The following is a 23,424-nucleotide window of genomic DNA, read 5'->3' as shown; positions in this document are numbered from 1 at the left end:
TTAACACGCAGGCAACTTCGCCGACCCGGTTCCGATATACGGACACGTCAGGCTGGTCAGCGTACGGCCGTGCGGGTGCCGTAGACGGGCCGGGCGCCGGGAGGCGTTCCGGCCCGTCGCCGTGTTCAGGGGGCCGTGATGCCCAGGGAGCGCTTCAGGAAGTCGACCTGGAGGAGGAGCAGGTTCTCGGCGACCTGTTCCTGCGGGGTGATGTGGGTGACGCCGGACAGCGGCAGTACCTCGTGGGGGCGGCCGGCCGCCAGCAGGGCCGAGGACAGGCGCAGGGCGTGCGCGACCACGACGTTGTCGTCGGCGAGGCCGTGCACGACCATCAGGGGGCGGTGCGGCCCGGCGGGCGAGGACAGTCCCTCGGCGGTGATCAGGGAGCTCTTCGCGTACGCCTCCGGGTGCTCCGCCGGCGTGCCCAGGTAGCGCTCGGTGTAGTGGGTGTCGTACAGGCTCCAGTCCGTCACCGGCGCGCCCGCGATGCCGGCGTGGAAGACGTCCGGGCGGCGCAGTACCGCCAGGCCCGCCAGCCAGCCGCCGTAGGACCAGCCGCGGATCGCCACCCGGGACAGGTCCAGGGGGTGGCGCTTCGCGAGGTCCTCCAGTGCCTCCACCTGGTCGTCCAGCGACAGCGTGAAGTCGTGGTGGATCGCCTTCTCCCAGGCGGGGGAGCGGCCCGGGGTGCCGCGGCCGTCCGCGACCACGACCGCGAAGCCCTGGTCCGCGAACCACTGCGAGGTGAGGTGGGCGTTGTGTGCGGCCACCACCCGCTGGCCGTGCGGACCTCCGTACGGGTCCATGAGCACCGGCAGCGGGGTGTCGCCGTCGTAGTCCCGAGGCATAAGCACGGCGCACGGGACGCGGCGTGCGCCCCCCTCGGTGAGCGTCACGCGGGGGGACATACCGGGATCTTCGGCATATGAAGGGACAGTCCTGGTCGGTTTTCCGTCGCGCAGGACCTGCACCAGTGAACCTGGCCGGTTCAGTGCGGCCGAGACCAGGACCGTCACCTCCCCGGCCCGCACCGCCGCGTGCACGCCCGGCTCCCGCGAGACGCGCTCCACGCCCAGCTCGTTCACCCGGTACACGTGCACCTCGCCCGTCTCCGGCTCCCCTGGGGCCTCCGCGCCCGCCGACGCCGAGATCAGCACGTCGTGCGCGGAGACGTCCAGCAGGGCCCGGACGTGCAGCTGCGCGCCCGTGAGCGGCCGGTCCCCGACCGCGAGCACCCGCGCACCGCCCTCGTCCGCGATGCGCACCAGCTGCCCCGACGGGCTCCAGCACGGCACCCCGGGGAAAAGATCAAGCCATGTTCGATCTTCGTCGGCGTGCACCATCCGCGTCGCGCCCGAGTCCGGATCCGCGGCCAGGATCAACTGACTTCGCTGGTCGCGCGCCTGTACGAGCAGCAGTGGCGCGCCCGCCGCTGACCAGTGGACATGTGCCAGGTACGGGAAGCGCGCCCGGTCCCAGACGACCTCCGTCCGCAGCCCGTCCAGGTCGATCACGAACAGCCGCACCTCCGCGTTGCCGGTGCCCGCCGCCGGGTACGGCACCCGCTGCGGCTCCCGTTCCGGATGGGCGGGGTCGGCGATCCACCAGCGCCGCACCGGCGTGTCGTCCACCCGCGCCACGAGCAGCCGGTCCGACTCCGGAGCCCACCAGAAGCCCCGCGAGCGCCCCATCTCCTCGGCCGCGATGAACTCGGCCAGTCCGTACGAGACGTTCTCCGAATCCGGCTCGGCGAGCGCCCGGTCGTCCTCTCCCTCGGCGCCCACCACCCGCAGGGCGCCCTGCGTGACATACGCGACATGCCGCCCGTCGGGCGACGGGCGCGGGTCGATCACGGGCCCCGGCACGGACAGTTCACGTGCCGTCCCGGCCCGCAGCTCGGCCGCGAAAAGCCGCCCCGACAAGGCGAAAGAGGCCAACTCGACGGCCGTGTCGGTGGCGTACCCGACGATGCCGGCCCCGCCCTCGCGGCTGCGTTCGCGCCGCGCCCGTTCCTCGGGCGAGAGGTCCTCCGAGGCGCCGCCCAGCAGGGCGCGTGGGTCGGCGGCGACGCGCTCCGCGCCCTCCTCCGGGTCGAGGACCCAGAGCGCGTTCGCCCGGTCCGTACCGGAACCGGAGCGCAGGAACAGGACACGCGAACCGTCGGGCGCCACGGTGAACGAACGCGGCGCGCCGAGCGTGAAGCGCTGGGTACGGGCGTGCCGTAGGGGGAAGGAGTGAGGCTCGGTCGTCATGCCCTGACCATATTGGCCATGCGCCCCCTTGTGCGGCAGTGCGCCGATCGATGCGCGCAGAGGGATAGTTATGATCAATGACGCATAGTGGGTATGAACCTGCTGGCTGCTGTACGGATTTGATGCCCCCATAGTCCGACCCCCCGCGCCCTCGTGGATCTTTGGAGGTGAGCCGCCGTGGCACTCTCGATTTCGGCGGTGGTGCTGCTGGCGATCATCGTCTTCCTGCTGATCAAGAAGTCGGGACTGAAGGCGGGGCATGCGATCGTCTGCATGCTGCTCGGCTTCTACCTCGCCTCCTCGACCGTCGCTCCCACGATCAGCGAGCTGACGACGAACATCGCGGGCATGATCGGCAGTATCAAGTTCTGAGCGCCGTGCGCTCCCGTGTCAGTCCCTGACCGCGTAGGGCACGAAGTCGGCCCACGCGGCAGGGGCGAAGGCGAGCTGGGGGCCTTCGGCGACCTTCGAGTCCCGGACGTGCACGGTGCCGGGTTCTTCGGCGACCTCGACGCAGGAATCGCCCTCACTGCTGCTGCTGTAGCTGCTCTTGAACCACGCCAGGCCCGAGGCATCCCCGGACAAGGTCATGCGGATCATGTCTCCCCCAGCAGGTGTTCGATGAAGACCGTCGACTCACGTGGTGTGAGCGCCTGGGCCCGGATGATGCCATAGCGGAGTTCCAGGATACGGAGCTGCCTCGGTTCGGAGACCGGTCGGCCGTTCGCGACTCCCGGTGAGCGACCAACCATCGAACCGTCCTCGAACTTCAGCACCTCGATGCCGCCCGGCAGGCTGGCGTGCTCTTCGCGGTCCATCGGCATCACCTGTAGCTCGACGTTCCGCAACTGCCCCACTTCCAGCAAGTGTTCCAGTTGGTGTCGGAGCCTTGTCTTCCCGCCGAGCGGACGCCGGAGCGTCCACTCCTCCAGGACGAAACTCAGTTCAGGTGCCGGGTCGCGTTCGAAGACGGCTTTGCGAGCCAAGCGTGCGGAGATGAACCGCTCCACCTCTTCCGCCGAGTAGGCGGGACGCCTCATGAGGAGCAGTCCGTGTGCGTAGTCAGGGGTCTGCAGCAACCCATGGACGTTCAGCGGATCGTAGAGCTGAAGCTCCACCGCCCGAGCCTCCATCTGTGCCAGATCCCGCACCTTCTTGGGATACCGGACCCTCTTCACGTCCTCCTTCATCGCCGCGACGAGCCCCCCGGCGCCCAGCACTTCGTCCGCCATGTCCAGGTACTCGGGCCGGGGGATCCTCTTGCCGCTCTCGATCTTGTAGATGAGGTCCTCGCCGTACCCGACCGCCACCGCGAAGTCGCCGGCCCGCATCCCCGCCGCCTCCCGGCGCAGCCTCAACTGCCGCCCCACCGTGGCGACGACAGCCAGTGCCCAGTCGTCGTCGGGGTCCACCTCCCAGCCCGGCTCGTCCGTCCGCTCCGTGTCGCTCCCGACCCGCACCGCCCCGCCGTCCACCGACATGCGTGCCCTCCGTAGTGCCGTTCCGTAGTGCCGTTCCGTAGTGCCACTCCGTGCCATCGCGCCATGTCCGCAGGACCGTGCCGACAGTCCGGACAGCACCGGACAAGCTCTGGACAGTCGCTCTACGCGATTGCGCGATCACTCTTCACGGTAGGTCCAGTCGGCCACGCTGAGTGACGTGAATCAGGAAATCGCCGAGACGTGGACGCCCTGAGGAGCTGGGGGCTCCCGGACGAGAGGGCGAGCCACGTCATCGCCGAACTGGCGTCCAACGCGGCCACCCATGGCCGTCTGCCGGGCCGAAGCTTCCGCCTCACGCTCTACGTGGTCGGCGCCACACTCCGCATCGAGGTCACCGACACCCGCGGTGACCGGCTGCCCGCGCTCCGCACGCCTGACCCCGCTGCCGAGTCGGGCCGGGGCCTGTTGCTCGTCGAGGCGCTGGCCGACCGCTGGGGGGTGGCCGAGGAGCGGTTCCCGCGCAAGACCGTCTGGGCCGAACTGGGCTGCACGCCACCGGAACCCGCGTCCTCGCGCTCCGGTGGCGTCGGCGGCTGAAAGACAAAGAACCAACCGGGAAAGGACCCCGCCGAACCCCACCCCACCCGCCCGCGGCCGCCCTCACCCGGGCGGGTGAACATCTCCGGACGGGCTGGCTTTCGCGGTGCCCGAGGTACGACGCTCAGCGCAAGCACCACCACAACAGCAGACAGACATGAAACGGCCCCCGCCGGGACGGCAATCCCGATGCGAGGGCCTGACCACCGAGGAAGAGGAAGCTTCCCGATGGGTACCCAGAACCCTAGCGCGCCCCCGCGCGCCCAGGCCCGCGTTGCGGGCGACGACCACCCGAACCGGCGGCCCGGCGCGGCCCACCGCACCGGCGGGCTCCAGCACGACAACACCCGCCACACCACCCGCTTCACGGTGGTCGGCAACCACCTGGCCCAGCATCCGCGGCTCTCGTTGCTCGCCATCGGCCTCGGCCTGCACCTCCAGTCGCTGCCCCAGGGCGCCCCCGCCGACATCAAGACCCTCGCCGCCCGGTTCCCCGAGGGCGCGACCCGGATCGCCGCGGCCCTGCGCGAACTGGAGGCCCACGGCTACCTGCGCCGCGAACGCCACCGCACCCCCTCCGGACGCATCGTGACCCGCACGGTCTCCTGCAACCAGCCGACGGCGGCCCGCCACGGCGTCCAGGCCCCCGGCCGTCCGGCACCCCGCCCGACGAACCCCCCAACCCTGCCGGAGACTTGCGATAAGGGCTGGAAGCGCGAGGAACGGCCACCCCGCAAGCCCCTCCCTGCCGTGCCGAGCCCCGCGTACCCCGCCCCCGCCCTCCTCCAGGCCGCCACCGACCTCCTCGCGGGCCTTCACCGGCACGCCCCCGGGCTGCTGCTCTCCGCCCGTGACGCGGCCCACCTGGCCCCCGGCGTCGCCGCCTGGCTGGAGCGGGACGTCACGCCCGCCGCCGTACGCCGCGTGCTGACCGCCGACCTGCCGCCGGAGGGCGTACGCCACCCCGTGGCCCTGCTGGCCCACCGCCTCGCCGACCGGCTCCCGCCCCCGCCTCCTTTCAGGGCACCGACCGGCCCGCAGCCGCCGCCGGCCCCGATGAGGAACTGCGACGGCTGCGACCGCGGCTTCCGCTCACCCGACCCCGCGGGCCGCTGCCGCGACTGCCGCTCCGACCTCCGGGAGGCCGCCTAGCATGAACGTGACGATCCTTTCCCCTGGGCACAGACGACGAGGAGCGAGCGCCATGGCCATCGCATCCGGCGGCGCACACCAGAGCGCCTCTCACCTGTACCGGGCCATGAGGGACGTCGTGCAGTCGATGGGCGACACCCTCCCCGGGAAGTTCGAAGTCACCAAGGAAGGGATCGTTCACGACATGATGTCGCCGGGGGGCCCTCACGAGGTCACGGCCGCGCACGTCAGCCGCCGTCTGGAGAAGGTCATGCCGGACGAGTTGCTGGCCCACAACGGCACGCCCGACGTGGAAGACGTGCCGGAGGGCATCATGCGGCACCCGGACGTGATGGTCATCGCCTGGGCCGACCTCGACGTCGAAGGCTCCGTCGACCCCCGTACGGTCCTCGCCGCGATCGAGATCGTCTCCCGGTCCAACCCGGAGAACGACTGGGTCGGCAAGCTGCGCGACTACCCGCTGCTCGGCATCCCGACCTACGCGATCTTCGACCCCCGTACCGGCGGCGGTGCCGTCTTCACCGAGATCCACGCCACCTCCGAGGGTCCCCGCTACGCGGTGCGAAAGAACTTCGTCTACGGCGAGGACGTCACCATCGGCGAATGGACCATCCCCACGAGCGGTCTGCCCCGCTACCGGGACGACGGCGAGGTCGACGACGAGCGGTGACAGGTGGCCGCCCCGCGCCTCGTAGGCTGGCCCCATGACGGAACTGCCCTCCCGGCGTCTGCTGCTGGTGCACGCGCACCCGGACGACGAGTCGATCAACAACGGCGCGACCATGGCCAGGTACGCGGCCGAAGGTGCCCACGTCACCCTGGTCACCTGCACCCTCGGCGAACGGGGCGAGGTCATCCCGCCCGGGCTCGCACATCTGACGGGCGCCGCCCTGGGCCAGCACCGCCGCCGTGAGCTCGCCGCCGCCATGGCCGAGCTCGGCGTCCGGGACTTCCGCCTGCTCGGCGGCGCCGGGCGCTACAGCGACTCCGGGATGATGGGCCTGCCCGACAACGACGTCCCCGGCTGCTTCTGGCAGGCCGACGTCGAAGAGGCCGCCGCACACCTCGTCGAGGTGATCCGCGAGGTACGCCCCCAGGTCCTCGTCACCTACGACGACAACGGCGGCTACGGCCACCCGGACCACATCCAGGCCCACCGCGTCGCCATGCGCGCCGTCGAGCTGTCCGCCGACGCCGGCCTGCCGGTCCCCAAGGTCTACTGGAACCGGGTCCCCCGGCCGGTTGTGGAGGAGTCCTTCGCGCGGTTGAGGGAGGACCTGCCCGGCACGGCCTTCACCAAGGCCGCCGACGTCGACGACGTCCCGGGTGTCGTGCCCGAGGAGCGGATCACCACGGTGATCGACGGCACCGCCCACGCCGCCGCCAAGGCCGCCGCGATGCGTGCCCACGCCACCCAGATCACCGTCGACGGGCCGTACTTCGTGCTGTCCAACGAACTCGCCCAGCCGATCCTCACCACCGAGTACTACGAACTGGTGCGCGGCGAGGCGGGTCCCGGCGAGCGGGAGACGGACCTGTTCGCCGGTCTGGAGGAGGCGTCATGAGCGACCGGACGCCGATGCTGGCCCAGCCGATGCGCCCGCCCTCCGCCGGGCGGGTCGGTGCCTGCCTCGGACTCTTCGTGCTCGGCGCCGTGGCCGGCGTCGCAGGGGCCCTGGTGCAGCCCGGGTGGTTCCCGGGCGGGCTGCTGCTCGCGCTGGCCGGCGAGGCCGGAGCCGTCCTGGGCGCGTCATGGGTGGTCCGCGGCCGGGCGGGGGGTGTCGCGGCCGCCGCCGGCTGGATGCTCGCCGTCGTCCTGCTCACCGCCAGCCGTCCCGAGGGCGACTTCCTCTTCGCCGCGGGAAGCGGCTCCTATCTCTTCCTGCTCGGGGGCATCGCAGTGGCTGTGATCTGCGCCACCCTCGCCCCGGGGCGGCAACCGGACGGCGGTCCCGTCCGACTTGCCAAGTGACGTACCACTTCGCCAGGACGTGGCCGTGGGGGTCCGGTGTGGGTTTCCACGGCGGTCACGGGATACGGGCGAGAAGTGGCCAGTATGGTGGTGCGCGCCGCCGAGCTGCCCGCGTGAGGTTGTGTCGGGCGGCGGAGCCAACCGGGAGAACCTGCCTTGAGTCGTGAAACTGACACTCCGTCCTCCGGGCCCAACGGGCGCGGCGGAGCCGCCTACCCGTCGGGTACGCCGCCTTACGGCATCCCGGCGGTCCCCGACGCCGGTGCGGACGCGGGCCGTTCCGCCACGCGGCCGGAGGAACGCAAGACCGAGACCACGCTGACGACCCGGATCCGGATCAACATCCCCGGGTCGCGGCCCATTCCGCCCGTGGTGGTGCGCAAGCCCGTCGCGGAGACGGAGGGGACAGCCGACACCGACGCCCGCGGTGAGGCGCCGGCGACGCCGGGCACCGCCCCGGCGCCGTCACCGGTCGAGCCTCCCGCCGAGCCCGGACAGCCGGACGCCGACAAGCCGGCCAGCGACTGGTTCGCGCCCCGCAAGTCGGGCGGCGGCAAGGGCGGTCCGGGCAGCGGCTCCACCAACGGCGCCGGGATGCCGGGCGGTTCGCGTCCGGCCACGGGCGGCCCCGGTGCCGCGGCACCGGGTTCCGGTGCCGGAGCGACCGGCGGGACGCGGCCGGGCGCCGGTCGACCCGGTGGTGTGGTCGGCTCCATGGGCGCGCCGGGTGGCTCCCGGTCCGGCGGTACGAACGGTGCCGGGCTCCCGGGCGGTGCCACGGGCGGTCCCGTCGCGCCCGGGCACGGCGGTGGCACCGGCTCCTTCGACGTCACCGAGGCTCTCGCGGCGGGGCCGCTGGGCAACGGCTCGCGTCCCGCCCCGGGAGGCGGCGAACCGCGCCGCGACGACCTGCCGTACTTCTCCGAGAACGGCCAGAACGGCCAGAACGGCCAGAACGGGCAGGGCGGCTACGGCGGTCCGTCCGGTGGTCCCGGGTCGCAGGGCCCGGCGGGCCCGACCGGCGGACCGGTCACCGGCGACGGCCCGATGGTGCCGCCGGCCGGCGGCCCGGGCGGCTTCGACGCACCCGGCGGGCAGGGTGGCCCCGGCGGCTTCGACGCACCCGGAGCTCCCGGCGGCTTCGGCAACGAGCCGGGCGGGCCGGGCGGCCGGGGCGGCCCCCACGACTTCAGTGCCCCCGGTGGACCCACCGCCCCTGGCGGCCCCGGGTCCGGCGGCTTCGGTGACCGGGGCAGGCCCGGTGGCCCCGAGGCGTTCGACGAGCCCGGCCGCCCCGGCGGGCCCGGAGCTCCCGGCGCCTTCAGCAAGCCCGGCCGGCCGGGAGGCCCAGGTGCTCCCGGCGGCCCCGGCGCCATGGGCGGCGGCCCTGGCGCTCCCGGAGCGCCTGGCGGCCCCGCGGGCACCGGTCCGCTCGCCGGCGGCCCCGGCGGCACCCCTGCTCCCGGCGCCGCGCGCCCCGGCGGCGGCATGAGCGACGACACCGCCATCCTCACCCCGCAGAAGCCGGCTCCCGAGCCGTCGGACGGCCCGGGCTACGGCCCCCGGCACGACAACGTCTCCGGGCACACGGTCACCAGCGGCATTCCCGTCGTACCGTCCGGCGGGGCCTCGCCGTTCGCCCCGGGCGCGCCCGGTGACGGCCCGGGGCCCCACGCCGCTCCGAAGCTGCCCGAGCCGGTGTCGCCGCCCCCGGCGAGCTCCTCCAAGGCGCCGAAGAAGAAGGGCCGCAGCAAGCTCGTGCTGCTGGCCGTCGGCGTGGTCGTCGTCGCCGGTGGCGTCTACGGCGCCGGGCTGCTGATGAACCGCACCGACGTGCCCAAGGGCACCACCGTGCTCGGCGTCGACATCGGCGGCACCACCCGCGACGGCGCGGTCAGGAAGCTCGACGAGGCCTTCGACAAGAACGCCGGCAAGGAGCTGAAGCTGTCGCTGGGCGGCAAGACCGTCGCCCTCGACCCGGACAACGCGGGCCTGCAGTTCGACATGGACGCCACGGCCGACGCGGCGGCCAAGAGCGACTACAACCCGGTCTCCGTCATCGCCTCGCTGTTCGGCAACCACCGTGCCGTCACGCCCGTCATGCCCATCGACGAGGAGAAGCTGCACGCCTCCCTGGAGGCCGCCGCCGGCGGCTCCGGCGCGACGACGGACGGCACGATCGAGTTCAAGGGCGGCAAGGCCGTCCCGGTGTACGGCAAGACCGGCAAGGGCGTCGACCTCGCCAAGTCGACGGCCGCGGTGGAGGAGGCCTACCGCACCCAGGTGGAGACCGGCACGGCCGGCACGGTGAACCTGCCGACCACCACCCGCCAGCCGACCGTCTCGAACGCCGAGGTCGACCGGGTACTGAAGGACTTCGCGCAGCCCGCGATGTCGGCCAAGGCCATCGTGCAGACCGACCCCGCGCACAGCATCCCGTTCGGTGCGCTGTCGCTGCCGAAGATCCTGAGCTTCAAGGCGGTCGACGGCAAGCTCGTGGACACGTACAACCTCAAGGCACTCCAGGAGGCGTACGGCACGACCTTCGAGGGCGTGCAGATCGAGGGCGCGAGCGGCAAGCGCGACGTCACGCCGCAGGACGTCGTCACGGCCCTGCGCAAGGCCCTGCGCGGCAAGACGCCCGCGGAGCGCGTCGGGGTCATCGACACCAAGCCGAACTGACCTCGGGCCACCCGCCGTACGAGAGCCCCCGCCCCGTTGAGGGCGGGGGCTCTCGCCGTCACCTCGTCCGCATGACACCTGTCATGCGGCACTCCGGACACCCGGCACTGCCCCCGCCCACGCCCCCGAAGCCACGATGTCCGTATGACAACGACAGCTTCGGTGGTCGCTTTCGACCAGGTGAGCAAGGGGTACGACGCCGTCCGGGCCGTGGACGGGCTGACCCTCGACCTCAGGCCGGGGGAGACCGTGGCGCTGCTCGGTCCCAACGGGGCCGGCAAGTCCACCACCCTCGATCTGCTGCTCGGCCTCAAGAAGCCCGACAGCGGCACCGTCCGGCTCTTCGGCACCAGCCCCCGGGAGGCCATCGTCGCCGGGCGCGTGGGCGCCATGCTGCAGAGCGGCGGCCTCATGGACGAGGTCACGGTCGCCGAACTCGTGCGGCTCGCCTGCGACCTGCACCCCAAGCCGTACCGGCCCTCCGAGGTGCTGTCCCGGGCCGGCATCACGCAGATCGCCGACCGCAAGGTCAACAAGCTCTCCGGCGGACAGGCCCAGCGCGTCCGCTTCGCCCTCGCCACCGCCGGCGACAGCGACCTCATCGTCCTGGACGAGCCGACCACCGGCATGGACGTCACCACCCGCCAGGGCTTCTGGGCCACCATGCGCGAGCAGGCCGACCAGGGCCGGACGGTCCTCTTCGCCACCCACTACCTCGAAGAGGCCGACGCCGTCGCCGACCGGGTCCTCGTCCTGCACCGCGGCCGCCTCCTCGCCGACGGCACGGCCGCCGAGATCAAGGCCAGGGCGGGCGCCCGCCGCATCTCCTTCGACGTGGAGGGCTCCGTCGACGAACCGGCCCTGCGCGCCCTGCCCTTCCTGACCGGCATCGACATCTCCGGCCGGACCGTGCGCATCCAGTCCGCCGACGCCGACGCCACCGTCCACGCCCTGTACGGCCTCGGCGTCTACCCCCGCAACCTCGAAGTCGCCGGACTCGGCCTGGAACAGGCCTTCGTCGCCATCACCACCGCCGAGGAGGCGAAGTCGAAGTGAACAGCCTGATCAAGCTGGAGCTCACCCGCGCCCTGCGCAACCGCAAGTTCCTGTTCTTCTCGGTGATCTACCCGTCGGTGCTGTTCCTGATCATCGCGGGCAACGCCGACAGCACCACGAAGGTCCCCGGCAGCGACCTCACCCTCCCGACCTACATGATGGTCTCCATGGCGTCCTTCGGCGCCCTCACGGCCGTCCTCATGGGCAACAGCGAGCGCATCGCCAAGGAGCGCGAGGGCGGCTGGGTGCGGCAACTGCGACTGACCACACTGCCGGGCCGCGGCTACGTCCTCGCCAAGACCGCCAGCGCCGCCGTCGTCAGCCTGCCGTCCATCGTCATCGTCTTCGCCGTGGCGGCGGCCGTGAAGGACGTGACCCTGGACGCCTGGCAGTGGCTCGCCCTCACCGGCGCGATCTGGGCCGGCAGCCTCGTCTTCGCCGCGCTGGGCGTCGCCCTCGGCTATCTGGCCAGCGGGGACGCGGTCCGCCCGATCACGATGATCACCTACTTCGGCCTGTCCATGCTCGGCGGCCTGTGGATGCCCACGACGACCTTCCCGGACTGGCTCCAGGACATCGCGAAGTGGCTGCCCACGCACGCGTACGCTGCCCTGGGACAGGCCATCGAACAGAGCCGGGCCCCGCACGTCCAGGATCTCGCCGTCCTCGTGGTGTCGTTCGTCCTGTTCGCGGGCGGCGCGGCCTGGCTGTACCGGAAGGACACCCTGAAGGCGTGAACGACGTCGGCGTCGGGATCGGGCAGCGCCCGGTCAACCGCAGGCAGCGCGTGGTGAAGTCGCTGTGGACCGGCATCTGGCTGGTCTACCTGGGCGCGCCCGTCAGCGACCTGCTGCACGGCGGCCACAGCACGGGCGTGCGGATCCTCGGCTGGATCGGCCTGGCCGCCTTCGTCACCTGGTACATGCTGCTGGTCTTCCGCACCGGCCGCGGTGAGCGCAACGGCCTGGTGCTCGGCTCGCTCGGGGTCCTCGCCGCCCAGTCCACGCTCCTCGCCCTCACCCTGGGCCGCGAGTGGCTGGTGCTGTTCGTGTACGTCTCGATCGCGTCCGGCGCCGCCCTGCCCCTGCGCATGGCCCGCTGGACCATCCCGGCCGCGTGCGCGCTGCTGACCGCCGTGACATTCGCCGTGCCGGGCGGACACTCCTACCTGGCCGGGCTGCTCATCCCGGCCCTGCTCGGCGGCTTCGCGATGACCGGTGTACGCGAACTCGTCCGGACGACCATCGCCCTGCGCGAGGCCCGCGCGACCGTCGCCCAGCTCGCCGCCAACGAGGAGCGCCTCCGCCTGGCCCGGGACCTGCACGACCTGCTCGGCCACTCCCTGTCCCTGATCACGCTCAAGAGCGAGCTGGCCGGGCGGATGCTGCCCGACCACCCCGACAAGGCAGCCCAGCAGGTCGCCGACATCGAGCAGGTCAGCCGCCAGGCCCTCGTGGACGTACGGGAGGCCGTCACCGGCTACCGCCGTCCCCGTCTGCACGCCGAACTCGCCGGTGCCCGGGTCGCCCTGACCGCGGCCGGCGTCAGCGCCGAGCTGCCCGCCGAACCGGGCCTCGACGGTGTGCCGGAGGAGAGCGAGTCGGCCCTCGCCTGGGCGCTGCGCGAGGCCGTCACCAACGTCGTCCGGCACAGCGGCGCCCGCCGCTGCACGGTCGAGCTGGTGGGCCGTCAGACCCTGGACGGGCCGGTGCTGGAACTCGCCGTCGAGGACGACGGCTCGGGCGGCGAGGGCACCGGCGAGGGCAACGGCCTCGCGGGTCTCACCGAGCGCCTCAGCAAGGCGGGCGGCTCCCTGGAAGCGGGCCCGTCCAAGCACGGCTTCCGCCTGGTCGCCCGCGTGCCGACGGCCAGGCCGGCGGACGTAGGATCCGGGGCATGAGCCGCACGATCAAGGTCCTGCTCGCCGAGGACCAGTCGATGGTCCGCGAGGCCCTGGCCGCACTGCTCGGCCTGGAGGAGGACATCGAGGTCGTGGCCCAGGTGGCCCGTGGCGACGAGGTCCTGGAGGCGGCCCGCGCCCACGCGGTGGACGTGGCCCTGCTGGACATCGAGATGCCCGGCGCGACGGGCATAGAGGCAGCGGCCCGCCTGCACGCCGAACTCCCGGCCGTGAAGCTGGTCATCCTCACCACCTTCGGCCGCCCCGGCTACCTGCGCAGCGCGATGGAGTCCGGCGCCGACGCCTTCCTGGTCAAGGACGCCCCGGCGGCCCAGCTCGCCGAGGCCATCCGCAAGGTCCTCACCGGCGAACGCGTCATCGACCCGACCCTGGCGGCAGCGGCCCTGGCGGAGGGCGCCAACCCGCTGACCGACCGCGAGCGAGAGGTCCTCCGAGCAGCCGCCGACGGCTCCACCAACGCCGAACTGGCCTCGGCCCTGCACCTCTCCCAGGGCACGGTCCGCAACTACCTCTCCACGGCGATCCAGAAACTGGCGGTGAGAAACCGAGCAGAGGCAGTCCGGGTGGCACGGGAAAAGGGCTGGTTGTAAAGCTCTTAGGGGCGCGGGGAACTGCGCGAAGCAGTCCCACGCACCGGCACACGCGAGGCCACACGAGCCTCCGATGGCGGGATGGCGTCAGTTGAGCATCGCCCTGGCCGCGAAAGCCTCCCCCCGCACCCGCTCGGCCGCGGCCTCGTCCACAGCCTCCACCACCTCCGCGTAGGCCTCCAACTCCCCGGCCCCGGCCACGAACTCCCCCCGCCGCACCAGCAACTGCGCCCGCTCGTACCGCAGCCGCGCCGGATGCGACGGCAGCAGCAACGACAACTCCACCGCCCACAAGGCCACATCCGACCGCTCGGGCCGCGCCGCCGCCCACGCCCGCACGTTGTTCAGGATCCGCAGCACCACATCCAGCGGGTCCGCCGGCCGAAACATCGACGGATCGATCCCCGCCCCCGTCGCCCCGGCCACCAGCACCTCCGCGTCGCCCCCGCTCAGCACCCGCCCCCCGCCGAACGGATCCGCCAGCACCTGCCCCTCCTCGGGCCCGAACCCGACCACGAAGTGCCCCGGCAGGGCCACCCCGTACACCGGCGCCCCAGCCCGCCTGGCGACCTCCATCCACACCACGGACAGCAGGATCGGCAGCCCTCTGCGCCGCACCAGCACCTCGTGCAGCAGTGAGGACTCCAGGCGCTGATAGTCGCGCGGGGTGCCGTGGAACCCCATCCGGTCGCCGAGCAGCTCCCGCAGGGCGACCGCCCAGGCCCGCGGCCCGGCGGGCCGGTACGGCAGCAGCCCGGCGAGCCGGTCCAGTTCGACCTGCGCGGCGTCCAGCCCCGCCTCGTCCAGCTCCCCGTCCGCCTCCGCGCCCACCAGCAGGCACAGCGTCGACAGATCGGGCCGTTCCGAGCGTGCCTCCTCGGCGAACCGCCGCCGCAGCTCGGCGGAACGCCCGGGGGACGGGGGATACGGGGGACGCATGACTGGCTCGTGCCCTCTCGCGACGATCGATTACCGGCCGGTGCCGTCGGCGTCCGGAGGCCGGTGGTTGCCGTCGGCGTCCGGACGCTGGTGGTGGTTGCTGTCGGCGTCCGCCGCCCGGTGGTGGTGGCTGTCGGCGTCCGCCGCCCGGTGGTGGTGGCCGTCGGTGTCCGGCTCCCGGTAGTGGTGGTACGCGTGGTGCGCGGCGAGGCCCATGGGCGCGTACAGCGCCCGCGCTCCCGCGTTCTCGGCCTCGACCTGGAGCCACGCGGCCGACGCGCCCTCATCGAGCGCCCTGCGGGCCAGCGCGGCCATCACGGCCGTGGCGAGACCCCGCCGCCGCAGCTCCGGATCGACCTCGACGGCGGCGAACCCGGCCCACCGCCCGTCGACGACACACCGCCCGATGGCGGCCAAAGGCCCGCTCTCGGTCGCCCCGGGCACGCTCGCGAACCACACGGAGGGCCCGCCCTGGAGCACCCGCAACGCCACCTCGCTCACGCCCTTGCGCTGATACCGGGCCAGCCAGGCATCATCGGCCTCCCGGGACAGCACGACCCCCGCCGGATCCCCCCGGTCGGCGATCGGCGCCAGCGGCCCGGCCCACAGCTCCGCGGTCACCTCGCGCACCCAGCCCCGCCGCTCCAGCTCGGCGCAGAGCAGCTCCTGCGTGCCCTCGGCGCCGGTCGCGGTCTGGACGTAGGCGGGCAGTCCGCGCTCGCCGTACCAGCGCCGCACGGCGTCCAGCGCCTCGTCGAGCGGCACGCCCGGCGCGCCCAGCGGCAGCACCGAGTTGGCCCGCCGGGTGAAACCCGACGCGGCCCGCAGCTCCCACTCGCCGAGCCGTTCGCTCTCCACGGGCCGCCAGGCCCGCGCGGCGACCCGGGCCAGCTCCTCGTAGGAGGCTGCCGGGCCACGGCGACGCGCCGGTGCGGAGGGCACGGTCTTGCCCGCGACCAGCGCGGATTCCGCGATGCGGACGTTTTCGCCACTCTTCCGTGTGATGAGCAGCACACCATTGTCCCATGATGTGAGAACACCGACCGTGTCGGTGAACTTCTCACCCGGAGCGTCACGTTCGATCAAGCTCCGTACGGAGACCCGTTTGCCCACGTCAGCGGCGGTGATGCGGACCTCGAGTCGCCCGGCGGCAGAGATTTCCACAGGTCAGTTCACCCCTCCTGTTCGGATCATGCCCAAGAACGGAGATACTAGGGGCGGGCATCGACGACGCCGCGCTCCCGCGCGCCAGGCGGCGGAGCCTGAGGAGGCCCGCCAGCGCCCTATCGAGGAGGAACGACAGCGTGACCTACGTCATCGCGCAGCCTTGTGTCGACGTCAAGGACAAGGCGTGCATCGAGGAGTGCCCGGTCGACTGCATCTACGAGGGCCAGCGGTCCTTGTACATCCACCCGGACGAATGCGTCGACTGTGGTGCCTGTGAGCCGGTCTGCCCGGTCGAGGCGATCTTCTACGAGGACGACACTCCGGAGGAGTGGAAGGACTACTACAAGGCGAACGTCGAGTTCTTCGACGAGCTCGGCTCGCCGGGCGGCGCCAGCAAGCTGGGGCTGATCGAGCGCGACCACCCCTTCGTCGCCGCGCTGCCGCCGCAGAACCAGTAAGAGCGGCCCGCACTCCGTGCCGCCTCGGTCCCGTACGGCCCGATCAGTCCGCTGATCGCCGTACGGGGCCGAGGCGTTTGCCGTCACCGGCTCGTACGTACCAGAAAGTGAGCCAGACCCGTGTCCGCAGTCTCCGACCGCTTGCCCACCTTCCCCTGGGACAAGCTGACCCCGTACAAGGCCACGGCAGCCGCCCACCCGGACGGCATCGTCGACCTGTCCGTCGGCACCCCGGTCGACCCGGTGCCCGAGCTGATCCAGAAGGCGCTGGTGGCCGCCGCCGACTCGCCGGGCTACCCGACCGTCTGGGGCACGCCCGAGCTGCGTGACGCGATCACGGGCTGGGTGGAGCGCCGCCTCGGCGCCCGGGACGTCACCCACCGCCATGTGCTGCCGATCGTCGGCTCCAAGGAGCTCGTCGCCTGGCTCCCGACCCAGCTGGGCCTCGGCCCCGGCGACCGGGTGGCCTTCCCGCGCCTGGCCTACCCGACGTACGAGGTCGGCGCCCGGCTGGCGCGCGCCGCGTACGAGGCCTACGACGACCCGACGGAGCTCGACCCCGAGGGCCTGAAGCTGCTCTGGCTGAACTCCCCGTCGAACCCCACGGGCAAGGTCCTGTCGAAGGAGGAGCTGACCCGGATCGTCGCCTGGGCCCGCTCGCACGGCGTGCTGCTCTTCTCCGACGAGTGCTACCTGGAGCTGGGCTGGGAGGCCGACCCGGTCTCGGTCCTGCACCCGGACGTCAACGGCGGCTCCTGCGACGGCATCGTCGCCGTCCACTCGCTCTCCAAGCGCTCGAACCTCGCCGGCTACCGCGCGGCCTTCCTGGCCGGTGACCCGGAGGTCCTCGGCCCGCTCCTGGAGATCCGCAAGCACGGCGGCATGATGACGTCGGCTCCCACGCAGGCGGCGGTGATCGCGGCCCTCGGCGACGACGACCACGTGCGCGTCCAGCGTGAGCGCTACGTGTCCCGCCGCGAGCTGCTGCGCGAGGCCCTGGTCACCCACGGCTTCCGCATCGAGCACAGCGAGGCGAGCCTCTACCTGTGGGCCACCCGGGGCGAGTCCTGCTGGGACACGGTCGACCATCTCGCCAAGTCGGGCATCCTCGTGGCCCCCGGTGACTTCTACGGCCCGGCGGGCGCGGAGTTCGTCCGCGTGGCGCTGACGGCGACGGACGAGCGGATCGCCGCGGCGGTACGGCGTCTGTGACCGCTGTCTTGTCGCACGCATGCCTGAGGGGCCCGGGGAAACTTCCCCGGGCCCCTCAGGGCCTCACGGACGTTGAGGCAGGGCGTCAGCCGACCGGCAGGCCCTTCGTCGGCAGGGAGGGCACGCCGCCCTTCGCCAGGGAGTCCGTCGGCAGGCCGCCCTTGGACGCACCGGCCGCCCCACCGACGAGCTTCCCGGCGGAGCCCGCAGCCTCACCAGCCGCCTTCTGAGCGACGGGCGTGGCCTTCTTGACCGTCTTGCCGCCGAGCTTGCCCGCGGCGGGCACCGCCTTCTTGACGGTCTTGCTGCCGGTGTCGCCCGCGGTCTTGGAGACGTTCGTCGCCGCGCCGTCGACGGTCTTGCCGGCGTTCGCCGTGTCCAGGGCGGTCAGCCCGCCGAGGTTCGGGGCGGCCGGCAGCTCGGGGGCCGCACTGGCGGAGCCGGCCGCACCGACCCCGGCAGCCGCTCCCGCAGCGACGATCAGCGCGGCACGGGCGATACGGCGGGTCAGGGGGAGGGACATGGTGCTCCTTCAACGGGAGAGAACAGAGGTTCGTGAAGTGTCCGACCGACACCGGGCGTTGATCGACTGGCTGCGACCGCCCCCGGCTCGGACGCAGTGACTACCGCTTGAAACCCCCGAAGGTTGCGGCGCCGCAACGTAAAGAGTTGGTAATGCGTCGCATAATCGGCTGCGGACAAACGGGCGAAAAGACCCTCGCCGGAAAGCCCGCCGCATCCCTTCCGGCCCTGTGCGCCCAAGGGTTTTCGGGAGTTCCCGGGTGAGGGTGCGAAAACCTGCGCACACCCCCGGCGCGGAGCCGCACGGATAACGCCCAGGGGTGAGTTCCCGTACCCCTGCGCGATCTAGCGCATCGTGACAATACGGACGGCGTCCGCGGCGCGTTCCGCACCCGCGGTGCCCTTCTCCGGGGCGGTGCGCCACTGGCTGGCGGTGTTCCCCGCGACCCACTCCCGCCCCGCGTAGGTGACGCGCGCGATGTGCAGCTCGGAGGCGTTGGCCACGGCCCAGTGCGCCAGCTGCCAGCCCCGCATGGCCGGGCCCCGCCCGGTCGCCGCGGTGGTGCCGGCGGTCACCGGCAGCGTCACGGTCCGCCCACCGGTCCCGTCCGTGGCGCTCGGGGACGGCGTGGGCGTGCTGTTCGACGCGCCGCCCACCTCGGCACCGGCCGGGTCCAGCACATCGCGCCCGAAGTCACGCACGAGCGCGGCACGCACCCCGTCCGGGCCCGACGCCCGGGTCGCGGCCGGGCGGCCGTCGCAGGTCAGCGTGGCCGCGGACTGCCCGGTGAGGGCCGCGGCCAGCAGCGCGGCGTCCGGCTCGTGCTTGGCGTAGGCCTGCGGGAAGCCGCTGCGCTGCACGCGCTGCGCGGCGACGGTGAGCGGCAGCCGCGTGTAGCCGGGCACCTTGACCAGATGGTCGTAGAACTCCCCGGCCGAGTACGTCGGGTCCATGATCTCCTTCGGCGTTCCCCAGCCCTGCGAGGGCCGCTGCTGGAACAGGCCGAGGGAGTCCCGGTCGCCGTGCTTGATGTTGCGCAGGGCCGACTCCTGCAGCGCGGTCGCCAGCGCGATGGTCACGGCCCGCTCGGGCAGGTTCCGCGCGGTCCCCACGGCGGTGATCGTCGCCGCGTTCACCGCCTGCTCGGGCGTGAACTCGTACGACGCCCCGTCGCCCTTGCCGGAGACGACCTTGCACCCCGGCCCGCCCGAGCCCCCGGTGACGTACTGCACGACGAGGTAACCGGCGACCGCGAGCAGGGCCACGAAGGCGGCTCCGCATCGGAAGAGGCGGCCACGACGCTGGGGAGAGGACGGCTCTGGCACGCCGTACAAGGTACTGGAGAGTACGGAGTGGCATGAGCAGGGTGGGGAAGGTGAGGCCCCCGGCCGGCGCGTTAGGGTCGACGGCATGGCCGACACCTCGCTTGACCTCACGCTGGACGCCGCGGAGCTCACCGCCCGGCTCGTCGACTTCCGCTCCGAGAGCGGCACCGAGAAGCCCCTGGCCGACGCGATCGAGACCGCGCTGCGCGCCCTGCCCCATCTGACGGTCGACCGGTACGGCAACAACCTGGTGGCCCGCACGAACCTCGGCCGCTCGGAGCGGGTGATCCTCGCCGGGCACATCGACACCGTCCCCATCGCGGACAACGTCCCCTCCCGGCTGGACGAGGACGGCGTCCTGTGGGGCTGCGGCACCTGCGACATGAAGTCCGGCGTCGCCGTGCAGCTGCGCATCGCGGCCACGGTCCCCGCCCCCAACCGCGACCTGACCTTCGTCTTCTACGACAACGAAGAGGTCGCCGCCGAGCTGAACGGCCTCAAGCACGTCTCCGAGACGCACCCCGAGTGGCTGGAGGGCGACTTCGCGGTCCTCCTGGAGCCGTCGGACGGCCAGGTCGAGGGCGGCTGCCAGGGCACCCTGCGGGTCCTGCTGAAGACCAGCGGCGAGCGGGCCCACTCCGCGCGCGGCTGGATGGGCTCCAACGCGATCCACGCCGCGGCCCCGATCCTCGCCCGCCTGGCCTCCTACGAACCCCGTTGGCCCGTCATCGACGGCCTGGAGTACCGCGAGGGCCTGAACGCGGTCGGCATCGGCGGGGGAGTGGCCGGCAACGTCATCCCCGACGAGTGCGTCGTCACCGTCAACTTCCGCTACGCCCCCGACCGCACCCCGGACGAGGCCGTGGCCCACGTCCGCGAGGTCTTCGCGGACTGCGGGGTGGAGGAGTTCGAGGTCGTCGACCACAGCGGCGCGGCGATGCCCGGACTGTCCCATCCGGCGGCGAAGGCGTTCATCGAGGCGGTCGGCGGCACCCCGATGCCCAAGTACGGCTGGACCGACGTCTCCCGCTTCTCGGCCCTCGGCGTCCCGGCCGTCAACTACGGCCCGGGCAACCCCCACTTGGCGCACAAGCGGGACGAGCGCGTGGAGATCGCCAAGATCCTCGCGGGCGAGGAGCGGCTGCGGAACTGGCTGACCGCCTGACCCTTCCGGACGCCCCTCGTGTTTACGGCGCTCCATCGCGGACATGCTCACGTCCCTCGTTCGTAACCCGCGTAGATCTACGCTGAGGTGGAAAGACAGGCACGACGGAGGGAGCGCACATGGCGACCGGCAACCCCGAGGGGAAGAAGCAGCCGCCGGAGGAGAAGCGCCTGGGCCCGGTCCTCCGCAGGCGGGACCAGGTGCAGGCCAGTACGACCGACCAGCAGCTGCTGGACGCGGGCGGACCCTCCGACTGGGTCCACACCGACCCGTGGCGCGTGCTGCGCATCCAGTCGGAGTTCATCGAGGGCTTCGGCACCCTCGCGGAACTTCCTCCCGCGATCAGCGTGTTCGGCTCGGCCCGGACCCCGGCGGACTCCCCCGAGTACGAGGCCGGCGTCAGACTGGGCCGGGGTCTGGTCGACGCGGGCTTCGCGGTCATCACGGGCGGCGGCCCGGGCGCGATGGAGGCGGCCAACAAGGGCGCCCTCGAGGCGAAGGGCATCTCCGTCGGCCTCGGCATCGAGCTGCCCTTCGAACAGGGTCTGAACCCGTACGTCGACATCGGCCTGAACTTCCGCTACTTCTTCGTCCGGAAGATGATGTTCGTCAAGTACGCCCAGGGCTTCGTCGTCCTGCCCGGCGGACTCGGCACCCTCGACGAGCTCTTCGAGGCCCTCACCCTGGTCCAGACCCAGAAGGTCACCCAGTTCCCGATCGTCCTCTTCGGCACCGACTACTGGGGCGGCCTGGTGAACTGGCTGCGCGACACGGTGATCGCCCAGGGCAAGGCGGGGGAGAAGGACCTCCTGCTGTTCCACGTGACGGACGACGTGGACGAGGCGGTGGCGCTGGTGTCGAAGGAGGCGGGCAGGTAAGGCGAGTCGGGCTTGGTGCCCGACCGCTTCGGGCTGCAGGCGGGCATGGGATCTGGGGGCCCAGGGGGCGGAGCCCCCTGGTACCCGGGCTAGGCCAGCCCCCGCCGGGCGACGGCAGGACCCCGGTGCCCCGCGATCGCCGAGACCATGTCCAGCACCTGCCGCGTCTCGGCGACCTCGTGCACCCGGTACACCTGCGCCCCCAGCCACGCGGACACCGCGGTCGTCGCCAGCGTCCCCACGACCCGCTCCTTCACCGGCCGGTCCAGCGTCTCCCCGACGAAGTCCTTGTTGGACAGCGACACCAGCACCGGCCACCCCGTGGCCACCATCTCCTCAAGCCGCCGCGTCGCCTCCAGGCTGTGCCGGGTGTTCTTCCCGAAGTCGTGCCCCGGGTCGATCATGATCGACTCCCGTGGCACCCCAAGCGCGAGGGCCCGCTCGGCCAGGCCGACCGTCACGTCCAGGATGTCCGCCATGACGTCGTCGTACTCGATCCGGTGCGGCCGCGTCCGCGGCTCCGCTCCGCCGGCGTGGGTGCACACCAGCCCCACCCGATGGCGCGCGGCGACCTCCGCCAGCCCCGGGTCGACCCCGCCCCACGCGTCGTTCAGCAGATCGGCCCCGGCCGCGCACACGGCCTCGCCGACCTCGGCCCGCCAGGTGTCCACGCTGATGATCACGCCAGGGAACCGCCGCCGCACCTCCGCGACGAACCCGACCGTCCGCCGGACCTCCTCCTCGGCCGTGACCTCCTCGCCCGGCCCGGCCTTGACCCCGCCGATGTCGATGATCGCGGCCCCGTCGGCCACCGCCTGCTCCACCCGCGCGAGGGCCGGCTCGTCGCGGAAGGTGGCGCCCTGGTCGTAGAAGGAGTCCGGGGTGCGGTTCACGATCGCCATGATCACCGTCTCGTGTGGTCCGAATTCCCGCTTGCCCAGCCTGAGCATCCCCTGTGACCTTCCCTGGTACGTCCCGTCTTCCGCCGCCTGCGACCCTAACCGCCGGACTCGCATGGCACGATCGGAGCCTGACAACATCAGACTCGGAGGACGCCCGCAGGCGTCCGATGCATCCGACCGTGGGGGCCCCGCGATGGTTATGTTCCTGTTCCTGGTCGTCGCGCTCGCCGTCGTGGTCGCCGCGGTGACGCTCGCCGTGGTGGGCGGCGGCGAGAACGGCCCGCTGCCCGAGGCCGCCCCCGAGCTGCTGCGGGACCCGCTGCCCCCGGACCGGCCGGTGGACCGCGCGGACGTGGAGGGCCTGCGCTTCCCGCTCGCCGCCCGCGGCTACCGCATGGCGGACGTGGACGACGCCCTCAGCCGCCTGGGCGCCGAGCTCGCCGAGCGCGACGCCCGCATCGCCGACCTGGAGTCCGCCCTGGCCGGCGCCCGGTCGTCCGCCGCCCACGGGCCGGCGCCCGCAACCGGGGAGAACCACGTCTCCATGGACAAGCCGAGGCGGGAGGACCGGCCGTGAGCGACGGCACCGCCCTGGCGGGCCCCGACGGCGCGCTGCGCTGCCCCTGGGCCCTGTCCGCCCCGGAGTACGTCGCGTACCACGACGAGGAGTGGGGCCGCCCCGTCCACGGCGACGACGCGCTCTTCGAGCGCCTCAGCCTGGAGGCCTTCCAGTCCGGCCTGTCGTGGATCACCATCCTGCGCCGCCGGCCCGGCTTCCGAGCCGCCTTCGCCGACTTCAAGATCGCCTCGGTGGCCGCCTTCACCGAGGAGGACCGCGAGCGCCTCCTGGCCGACGCGGGCATCATCCGCAACCGCGCCAAGATCGACGCGACCCTCGCCAACGCGCGTGCGCTGTCCGAATGGGCCCCGGGCGAACTGGACGAACTGATCTGGTCCCACGCCCCCGACCCGGCCGGCCGCCCGGTCCCCAAGACCCTGTCGGACGTCCCGCCGGTCACCCCGGAGTCGACGGCCCTGTCCAAGGCCCTGAAGAAGCGGGGCCTGCGCTTCGTCGGCCCGACGACCGCGTACGCCCTGATGCAGGCGTGCGGCTTGGTGGACGATCACCTGGAAACCTGCGTAGCCAGAAGCGCCCCGTAAGGGGCGCGGGGAACTGCGCGACCAGCCCCC

The 23,424-nt window shown here is 72.6% G+C and carries 25 protein-coding genes; 17 read left to right on the top strand and 8 right to left on the bottom strand.

All coding sequences use genetic code 11. The features are described from left to right. Positions 1 to 125: 125 nt before the first annotated feature. Positions 126 to 2,252: a prolyl oligopeptidase family serine peptidase gene (locus ACFCXS_RS00340; protein WP_376640417.1), complete on the bottom strand. Its 2,127-nt coding sequence runs from the start codon at positions 2,250 to 2,252 to the stop codon at positions 126 to 128. Between the two features lie 177 nt (positions 2,253 to 2,429). Here ACFCXS_RS00340 and ACFCXS_RS00335 point away from each other — a divergent pair, with 177 nt between their 5' ends. Beyond that, positions 2,430 to 2,624 (top strand): hypothetical protein, encoded by a 195-nt coding sequence (locus ACFCXS_RS00335; protein ID WP_003992731.1) that lies wholly within the window; start codon positions 2,430 to 2,432, stop codon positions 2,622 to 2,624. 18 nt (positions 2,625 to 2,642) lie between these two features. On the opposite strand, the gene ACFCXS_RS00330 is transcribed toward ACFCXS_RS00335, so the two are convergent. Beyond that, the gene (locus ACFCXS_RS00330) at positions 2,643 to 2,852 is read right to left on the bottom strand and encodes a DUF397 domain-containing protein (RefSeq protein WP_376640415.1); all 210 of its coding nucleotides are present in this window, start codon (positions 2,850 to 2,852) and stop codon (positions 2,643 to 2,645) included. Further along, positions 2,849 to 3,733, bottom strand: a complete 885-nt coding sequence (locus tag ACFCXS_RS00325; protein WP_376640414.1) for a helix-turn-helix domain-containing protein — start codon at positions 3,731 to 3,733, stop codon at positions 2,849 to 2,851. The genes ACFCXS_RS00330 and ACFCXS_RS00325 overlap by 4 nt, the downstream gene beginning before the upstream one ends. A gap of 201 nt (positions 3,734 to 3,934) precedes the next feature. Between ACFCXS_RS00325 and ACFCXS_RS00320 the strand changes: the two genes are divergently transcribed. From ACFCXS_RS00320 to ACFCXS_RS00275, 10 genes are all read left to right on the top strand, one after another. Next, a complete protein-coding gene (locus ACFCXS_RS00320; RefSeq protein ID WP_376640411.1) occupies positions 3,935 to 4,291 on the top strand; it encodes an ATP-binding protein in 357 nt (118 codons plus the stop codon). A gap of 228 nt (positions 4,292 to 4,519) precedes the next feature. Next, positions 4,520 to 5,443: a helix-turn-helix domain-containing protein gene (locus ACFCXS_RS00315; RefSeq protein WP_376640409.1), complete on the top strand. Its 924-nt coding sequence runs from the start codon at positions 4,520 to 4,522 to the stop codon at positions 5,441 to 5,443. A 52-nt stretch (positions 5,444 to 5,495) separates the two neighbouring features. Beyond that, on the top strand, positions 5,496 to 6,113 hold the full coding sequence (locus ACFCXS_RS00310; protein WP_376640407.1) for a Uma2 family endonuclease: 618 nt from the start codon (positions 5,496 to 5,498) through the stop codon (positions 6,111 to 6,113). Between the two features lie 34 nt (positions 6,114 to 6,147). Beyond that, the gene (gene mshB, locus ACFCXS_RS00305) at positions 6,148 to 7,008 is read left to right on the top strand and encodes an N-acetyl-1-D-myo-inositol-2-amino-2-deoxy-alpha-D-glucopyranoside deacetylase (RefSeq protein ID WP_376640405.1); all 861 of its coding nucleotides are present in this window, start codon (positions 6,148 to 6,150) and stop codon (positions 7,006 to 7,008) included. Next, the gene (locus tag ACFCXS_RS00300; RefSeq protein ID WP_376640403.1) at positions 7,005 to 7,415 is read left to right on the top strand and encodes a DUF6113 family protein; all 411 of its coding nucleotides are present in this window, start codon (positions 7,005 to 7,007) and stop codon (positions 7,413 to 7,415) included. The genes mshB and ACFCXS_RS00300 overlap by 4 nt, the downstream gene beginning before the upstream one ends. A 156-nt stretch (positions 7,416 to 7,571) precedes the next feature. Next, on the top strand, positions 7,572 to 10,097 hold the full coding sequence (locus tag ACFCXS_RS00295) for a hypothetical protein (protein WP_376640401.1): 2,526 nt from the start codon (positions 7,572 to 7,574) through the stop codon (positions 10,095 to 10,097). Between the two features lie 144 nt (positions 10,098 to 10,241). After that, complete coding sequence (locus tag ACFCXS_RS00290) at positions 10,242 to 11,153, top strand: ABC transporter ATP-binding protein (protein ID WP_376640399.1); 912 nt, start codon at positions 10,242 to 10,244, stop codon at positions 11,151 to 11,153. Continuing rightward, the gene (locus ACFCXS_RS00285; protein ID WP_376640397.1) at positions 11,150 to 11,890 is read left to right on the top strand and encodes an ABC transporter permease; all 741 of its coding nucleotides are present in this window, start codon (positions 11,150 to 11,152) and stop codon (positions 11,888 to 11,890) included. Before ACFCXS_RS00290 ends, ACFCXS_RS00285 begins: the two co-directional genes overlap by 4 nt. Beyond that, a complete protein-coding gene (locus ACFCXS_RS00280; RefSeq protein ID WP_376640394.1) occupies positions 11,887 to 13,053 on the top strand; it encodes a sensor histidine kinase in 1,167 nt (388 codons plus the stop codon). Before ACFCXS_RS00285 ends, ACFCXS_RS00280 begins: the two co-directional genes overlap by 4 nt. After that, a complete protein-coding gene (locus ACFCXS_RS00275) occupies positions 13,050 to 13,664 on the top strand; it encodes a response regulator (protein WP_376640392.1) in 615 nt (204 codons plus the stop codon). Before ACFCXS_RS00280 ends, ACFCXS_RS00275 begins: the two co-directional genes overlap by 4 nt. Positions 13,665 to 13,751: 87 nt before the next feature. Here ACFCXS_RS00275 and ACFCXS_RS00270 read toward each other — a convergent pair whose 3' ends face one another. Beyond that, positions 13,752 to 14,603 (bottom strand): tetratricopeptide repeat protein, encoded by an 852-nt coding sequence (locus ACFCXS_RS00270; RefSeq protein WP_376640390.1) that lies wholly within the window; start codon positions 14,601 to 14,603, stop codon positions 13,752 to 13,754. A 30-nt stretch (positions 14,604 to 14,633) separates the two neighbouring features. Continuing rightward, positions 14,634 to 15,767: a GNAT family N-acetyltransferase gene (locus tag ACFCXS_RS00265; RefSeq protein WP_376640388.1), complete on the bottom strand. Its 1,134-nt coding sequence runs from the start codon at positions 15,765 to 15,767 to the stop codon at positions 14,634 to 14,636. A gap of 140 nt (positions 15,768 to 15,907) precedes the next feature. Here ACFCXS_RS00265 and fdxA point away from each other — a divergent pair, with 140 nt between their 5' ends. Continuing rightward, the gene (gene fdxA / locus ACFCXS_RS00260; RefSeq protein ID WP_003973842.1) at positions 15,908 to 16,228 is read left to right on the top strand and encodes a ferredoxin; all 321 of its coding nucleotides are present in this window, start codon (positions 15,908 to 15,910) and stop codon (positions 16,226 to 16,228) included. Between the two features lie 120 nt (positions 16,229 to 16,348). Beyond that, positions 16,349 to 17,440 carry a bifunctional succinyldiaminopimelate transaminase/glutamate-prephenate aminotransferase gene (locus ACFCXS_RS00255; protein ID WP_376640386.1) on the top strand — a complete coding sequence of 364 codons (1,092 nt, stop codon included), beginning with the start codon at positions 16,349 to 16,351 and terminating at the stop codon, positions 17,438 to 17,440. 85 nt (positions 17,441 to 17,525) lie between these two features. Here the strand turns inward: ACFCXS_RS00255 and ACFCXS_RS00250 are convergent, their stop codons facing one another. Next, entirely contained in the window at positions 17,526 to 17,963 is a 438-nt protein-coding gene (locus ACFCXS_RS00250; protein ID WP_376640384.1) for an ATP-binding protein, read from the bottom strand. A gap of 344 nt (positions 17,964 to 18,307) precedes the next feature. After that, entirely contained in the window at positions 18,308 to 19,288 is a 981-nt protein-coding gene (locus tag ACFCXS_RS00245; RefSeq protein WP_376640382.1) for a heavy metal transporter, read from the bottom strand. An 85-nt stretch (positions 19,289 to 19,373) separates the two neighbouring features. On the opposite strand from ACFCXS_RS00245, the gene dapE reads away from it, so the two are divergent. Beyond that, on the top strand, positions 19,374 to 20,453 hold the full coding sequence (gene dapE / locus ACFCXS_RS00240; protein ID WP_376640380.1) for a succinyl-diaminopimelate desuccinylase: 1,080 nt from the start codon (positions 19,374 to 19,376) through the stop codon (positions 20,451 to 20,453). A gap of 119 nt (positions 20,454 to 20,572) precedes the next feature. Beyond that, positions 20,573 to 21,331: a TIGR00730 family Rossman fold protein gene (locus ACFCXS_RS00235; RefSeq protein ID WP_376640378.1), complete on the top strand. Its 759-nt coding sequence runs from the start codon at positions 20,573 to 20,575 to the stop codon at positions 21,329 to 21,331. Between the two features lie 89 nt (positions 21,332 to 21,420). Here ACFCXS_RS00235 and folP read toward each other — a convergent pair whose 3' ends face one another. Continuing rightward, positions 21,421 to 22,281 (bottom strand): dihydropteroate synthase, encoded by an 861-nt coding sequence (folP, locus tag ACFCXS_RS00230; RefSeq protein ID WP_376640376.1) that lies wholly within the window; start codon positions 22,279 to 22,281, stop codon positions 21,421 to 21,423. A gap of 145 nt (positions 22,282 to 22,426) precedes the next feature. Here folP and ACFCXS_RS00225 point away from each other — a divergent pair, with 145 nt between their 5' ends. Both ACFCXS_RS00225 and ACFCXS_RS00220 read left to right on the top strand, forming a co-directional pair. Continuing rightward, on the top strand, positions 22,427 to 22,810 hold the full coding sequence (locus ACFCXS_RS00225; RefSeq protein ID WP_376640374.1) for a DivIVA domain-containing protein: 384 nt from the start codon (positions 22,427 to 22,429) through the stop codon (positions 22,808 to 22,810). After that, positions 22,807 to 23,394: a DNA-3-methyladenine glycosylase I gene (locus ACFCXS_RS00220; RefSeq protein WP_376640372.1), complete on the top strand. Its 588-nt coding sequence runs from the start codon at positions 22,807 to 22,809 to the stop codon at positions 23,392 to 23,394. Before ACFCXS_RS00225 ends, ACFCXS_RS00220 begins: the two co-directional genes overlap by 4 nt. Positions 23,395 to 23,424 lie beyond the last annotated feature (30 nt).

The sequence above is a fragment of the Streptomyces sp. NPDC056373 genome (genome assembly GCF_042262425.1).
Taxonomy (GTDB): domain Bacteria; phylum Actinomycetota; class Actinomycetes; order Streptomycetales; family Streptomycetaceae; genus Streptomyces.
This window is presented reverse-complemented; position numbering and strand designations above follow the sequence as displayed.

What these genes read in the sequence shown, in the direction of transcription:
- ACFCXS_RS00340 (WP_376640417.1), bottom strand. Translation starts at nt 2,252, where the DNA reads ATGACGACCGAGCCTCACTCCTTCCCCCTACGGCACGCCCGTACCCAG.
- ACFCXS_RS00330 (WP_376640415.1), bottom strand. Translation starts at nt 2,852, where the DNA reads ATGATCCGCATGACCTTGTCCGGGGATGCCTCGGGCCTGGCGTGGTTC.
- ACFCXS_RS00325 (WP_376640414.1), bottom strand. Translation starts at nt 3,733, where the DNA reads ATGTCGGTGGACGGCGGGGCGGTGCGGGTCGGGAGCGACACGGAGCGG.
- ACFCXS_RS00315 (WP_376640409.1), top strand. Translation starts at nt 4,520, where the DNA reads ATGGGTACCCAGAACCCTAGCGCGCCCCCGCGCGCCCAGGCCCGCGTT.
- ACFCXS_RS00310 (WP_376640407.1), top strand. Translation starts at nt 5,496, where the DNA reads ATGGCCATCGCATCCGGCGGCGCACACCAGAGCGCCTCTCACCTGTAC.
- mshB (WP_376640405.1), top strand. Translation starts at nt 6,148, where the DNA reads ATGACGGAACTGCCCTCCCGGCGTCTGCTGCTGGTGCACGCGCACCCG.
- ACFCXS_RS00300 (WP_376640403.1), top strand. Translation starts at nt 7,005, where the DNA reads ATGAGCGACCGGACGCCGATGCTGGCCCAGCCGATGCGCCCGCCCTCC.
- ACFCXS_RS00290 (WP_376640399.1), top strand. Translation starts at nt 10,242, where the DNA reads ATGACAACGACAGCTTCGGTGGTCGCTTTCGACCAGGTGAGCAAGGGG.
- ACFCXS_RS00275 (WP_376640392.1), top strand. Translation starts at nt 13,050, where the DNA reads ATGAGCCGCACGATCAAGGTCCTGCTCGCCGAGGACCAGTCGATGGTC.
- ACFCXS_RS00270 (WP_376640390.1), bottom strand. Translation starts at nt 14,603, where the DNA reads ATGCGTCCCCCGTATCCCCCGTCCCCCGGGCGTTCCGCCGAGCTGCGG.
- ACFCXS_RS00250 (WP_376640384.1), bottom strand. Translation starts at nt 17,963, where the DNA reads ATGTCCCTCCCCCTGACCCGCCGTATCGCCCGTGCCGCGCTGATCGTC.
- dapE (WP_376640380.1), top strand. Translation starts at nt 19,374, where the DNA reads ATGGCCGACACCTCGCTTGACCTCACGCTGGACGCCGCGGAGCTCACC.
- ACFCXS_RS00235 (WP_376640378.1), top strand. Translation starts at nt 20,573, where the DNA reads ATGGCGACCGGCAACCCCGAGGGGAAGAAGCAGCCGCCGGAGGAGAAG.
- folP (WP_376640376.1), bottom strand. Translation starts at nt 22,281, where the DNA reads ATGCTCAGGCTGGGCAAGCGGGAATTCGGACCACACGAGACGGTGATC.
- ACFCXS_RS00225 (WP_376640374.1), top strand. Translation starts at nt 22,427, where the DNA reads ATGGTTATGTTCCTGTTCCTGGTCGTCGCGCTCGCCGTCGTGGTCGCC.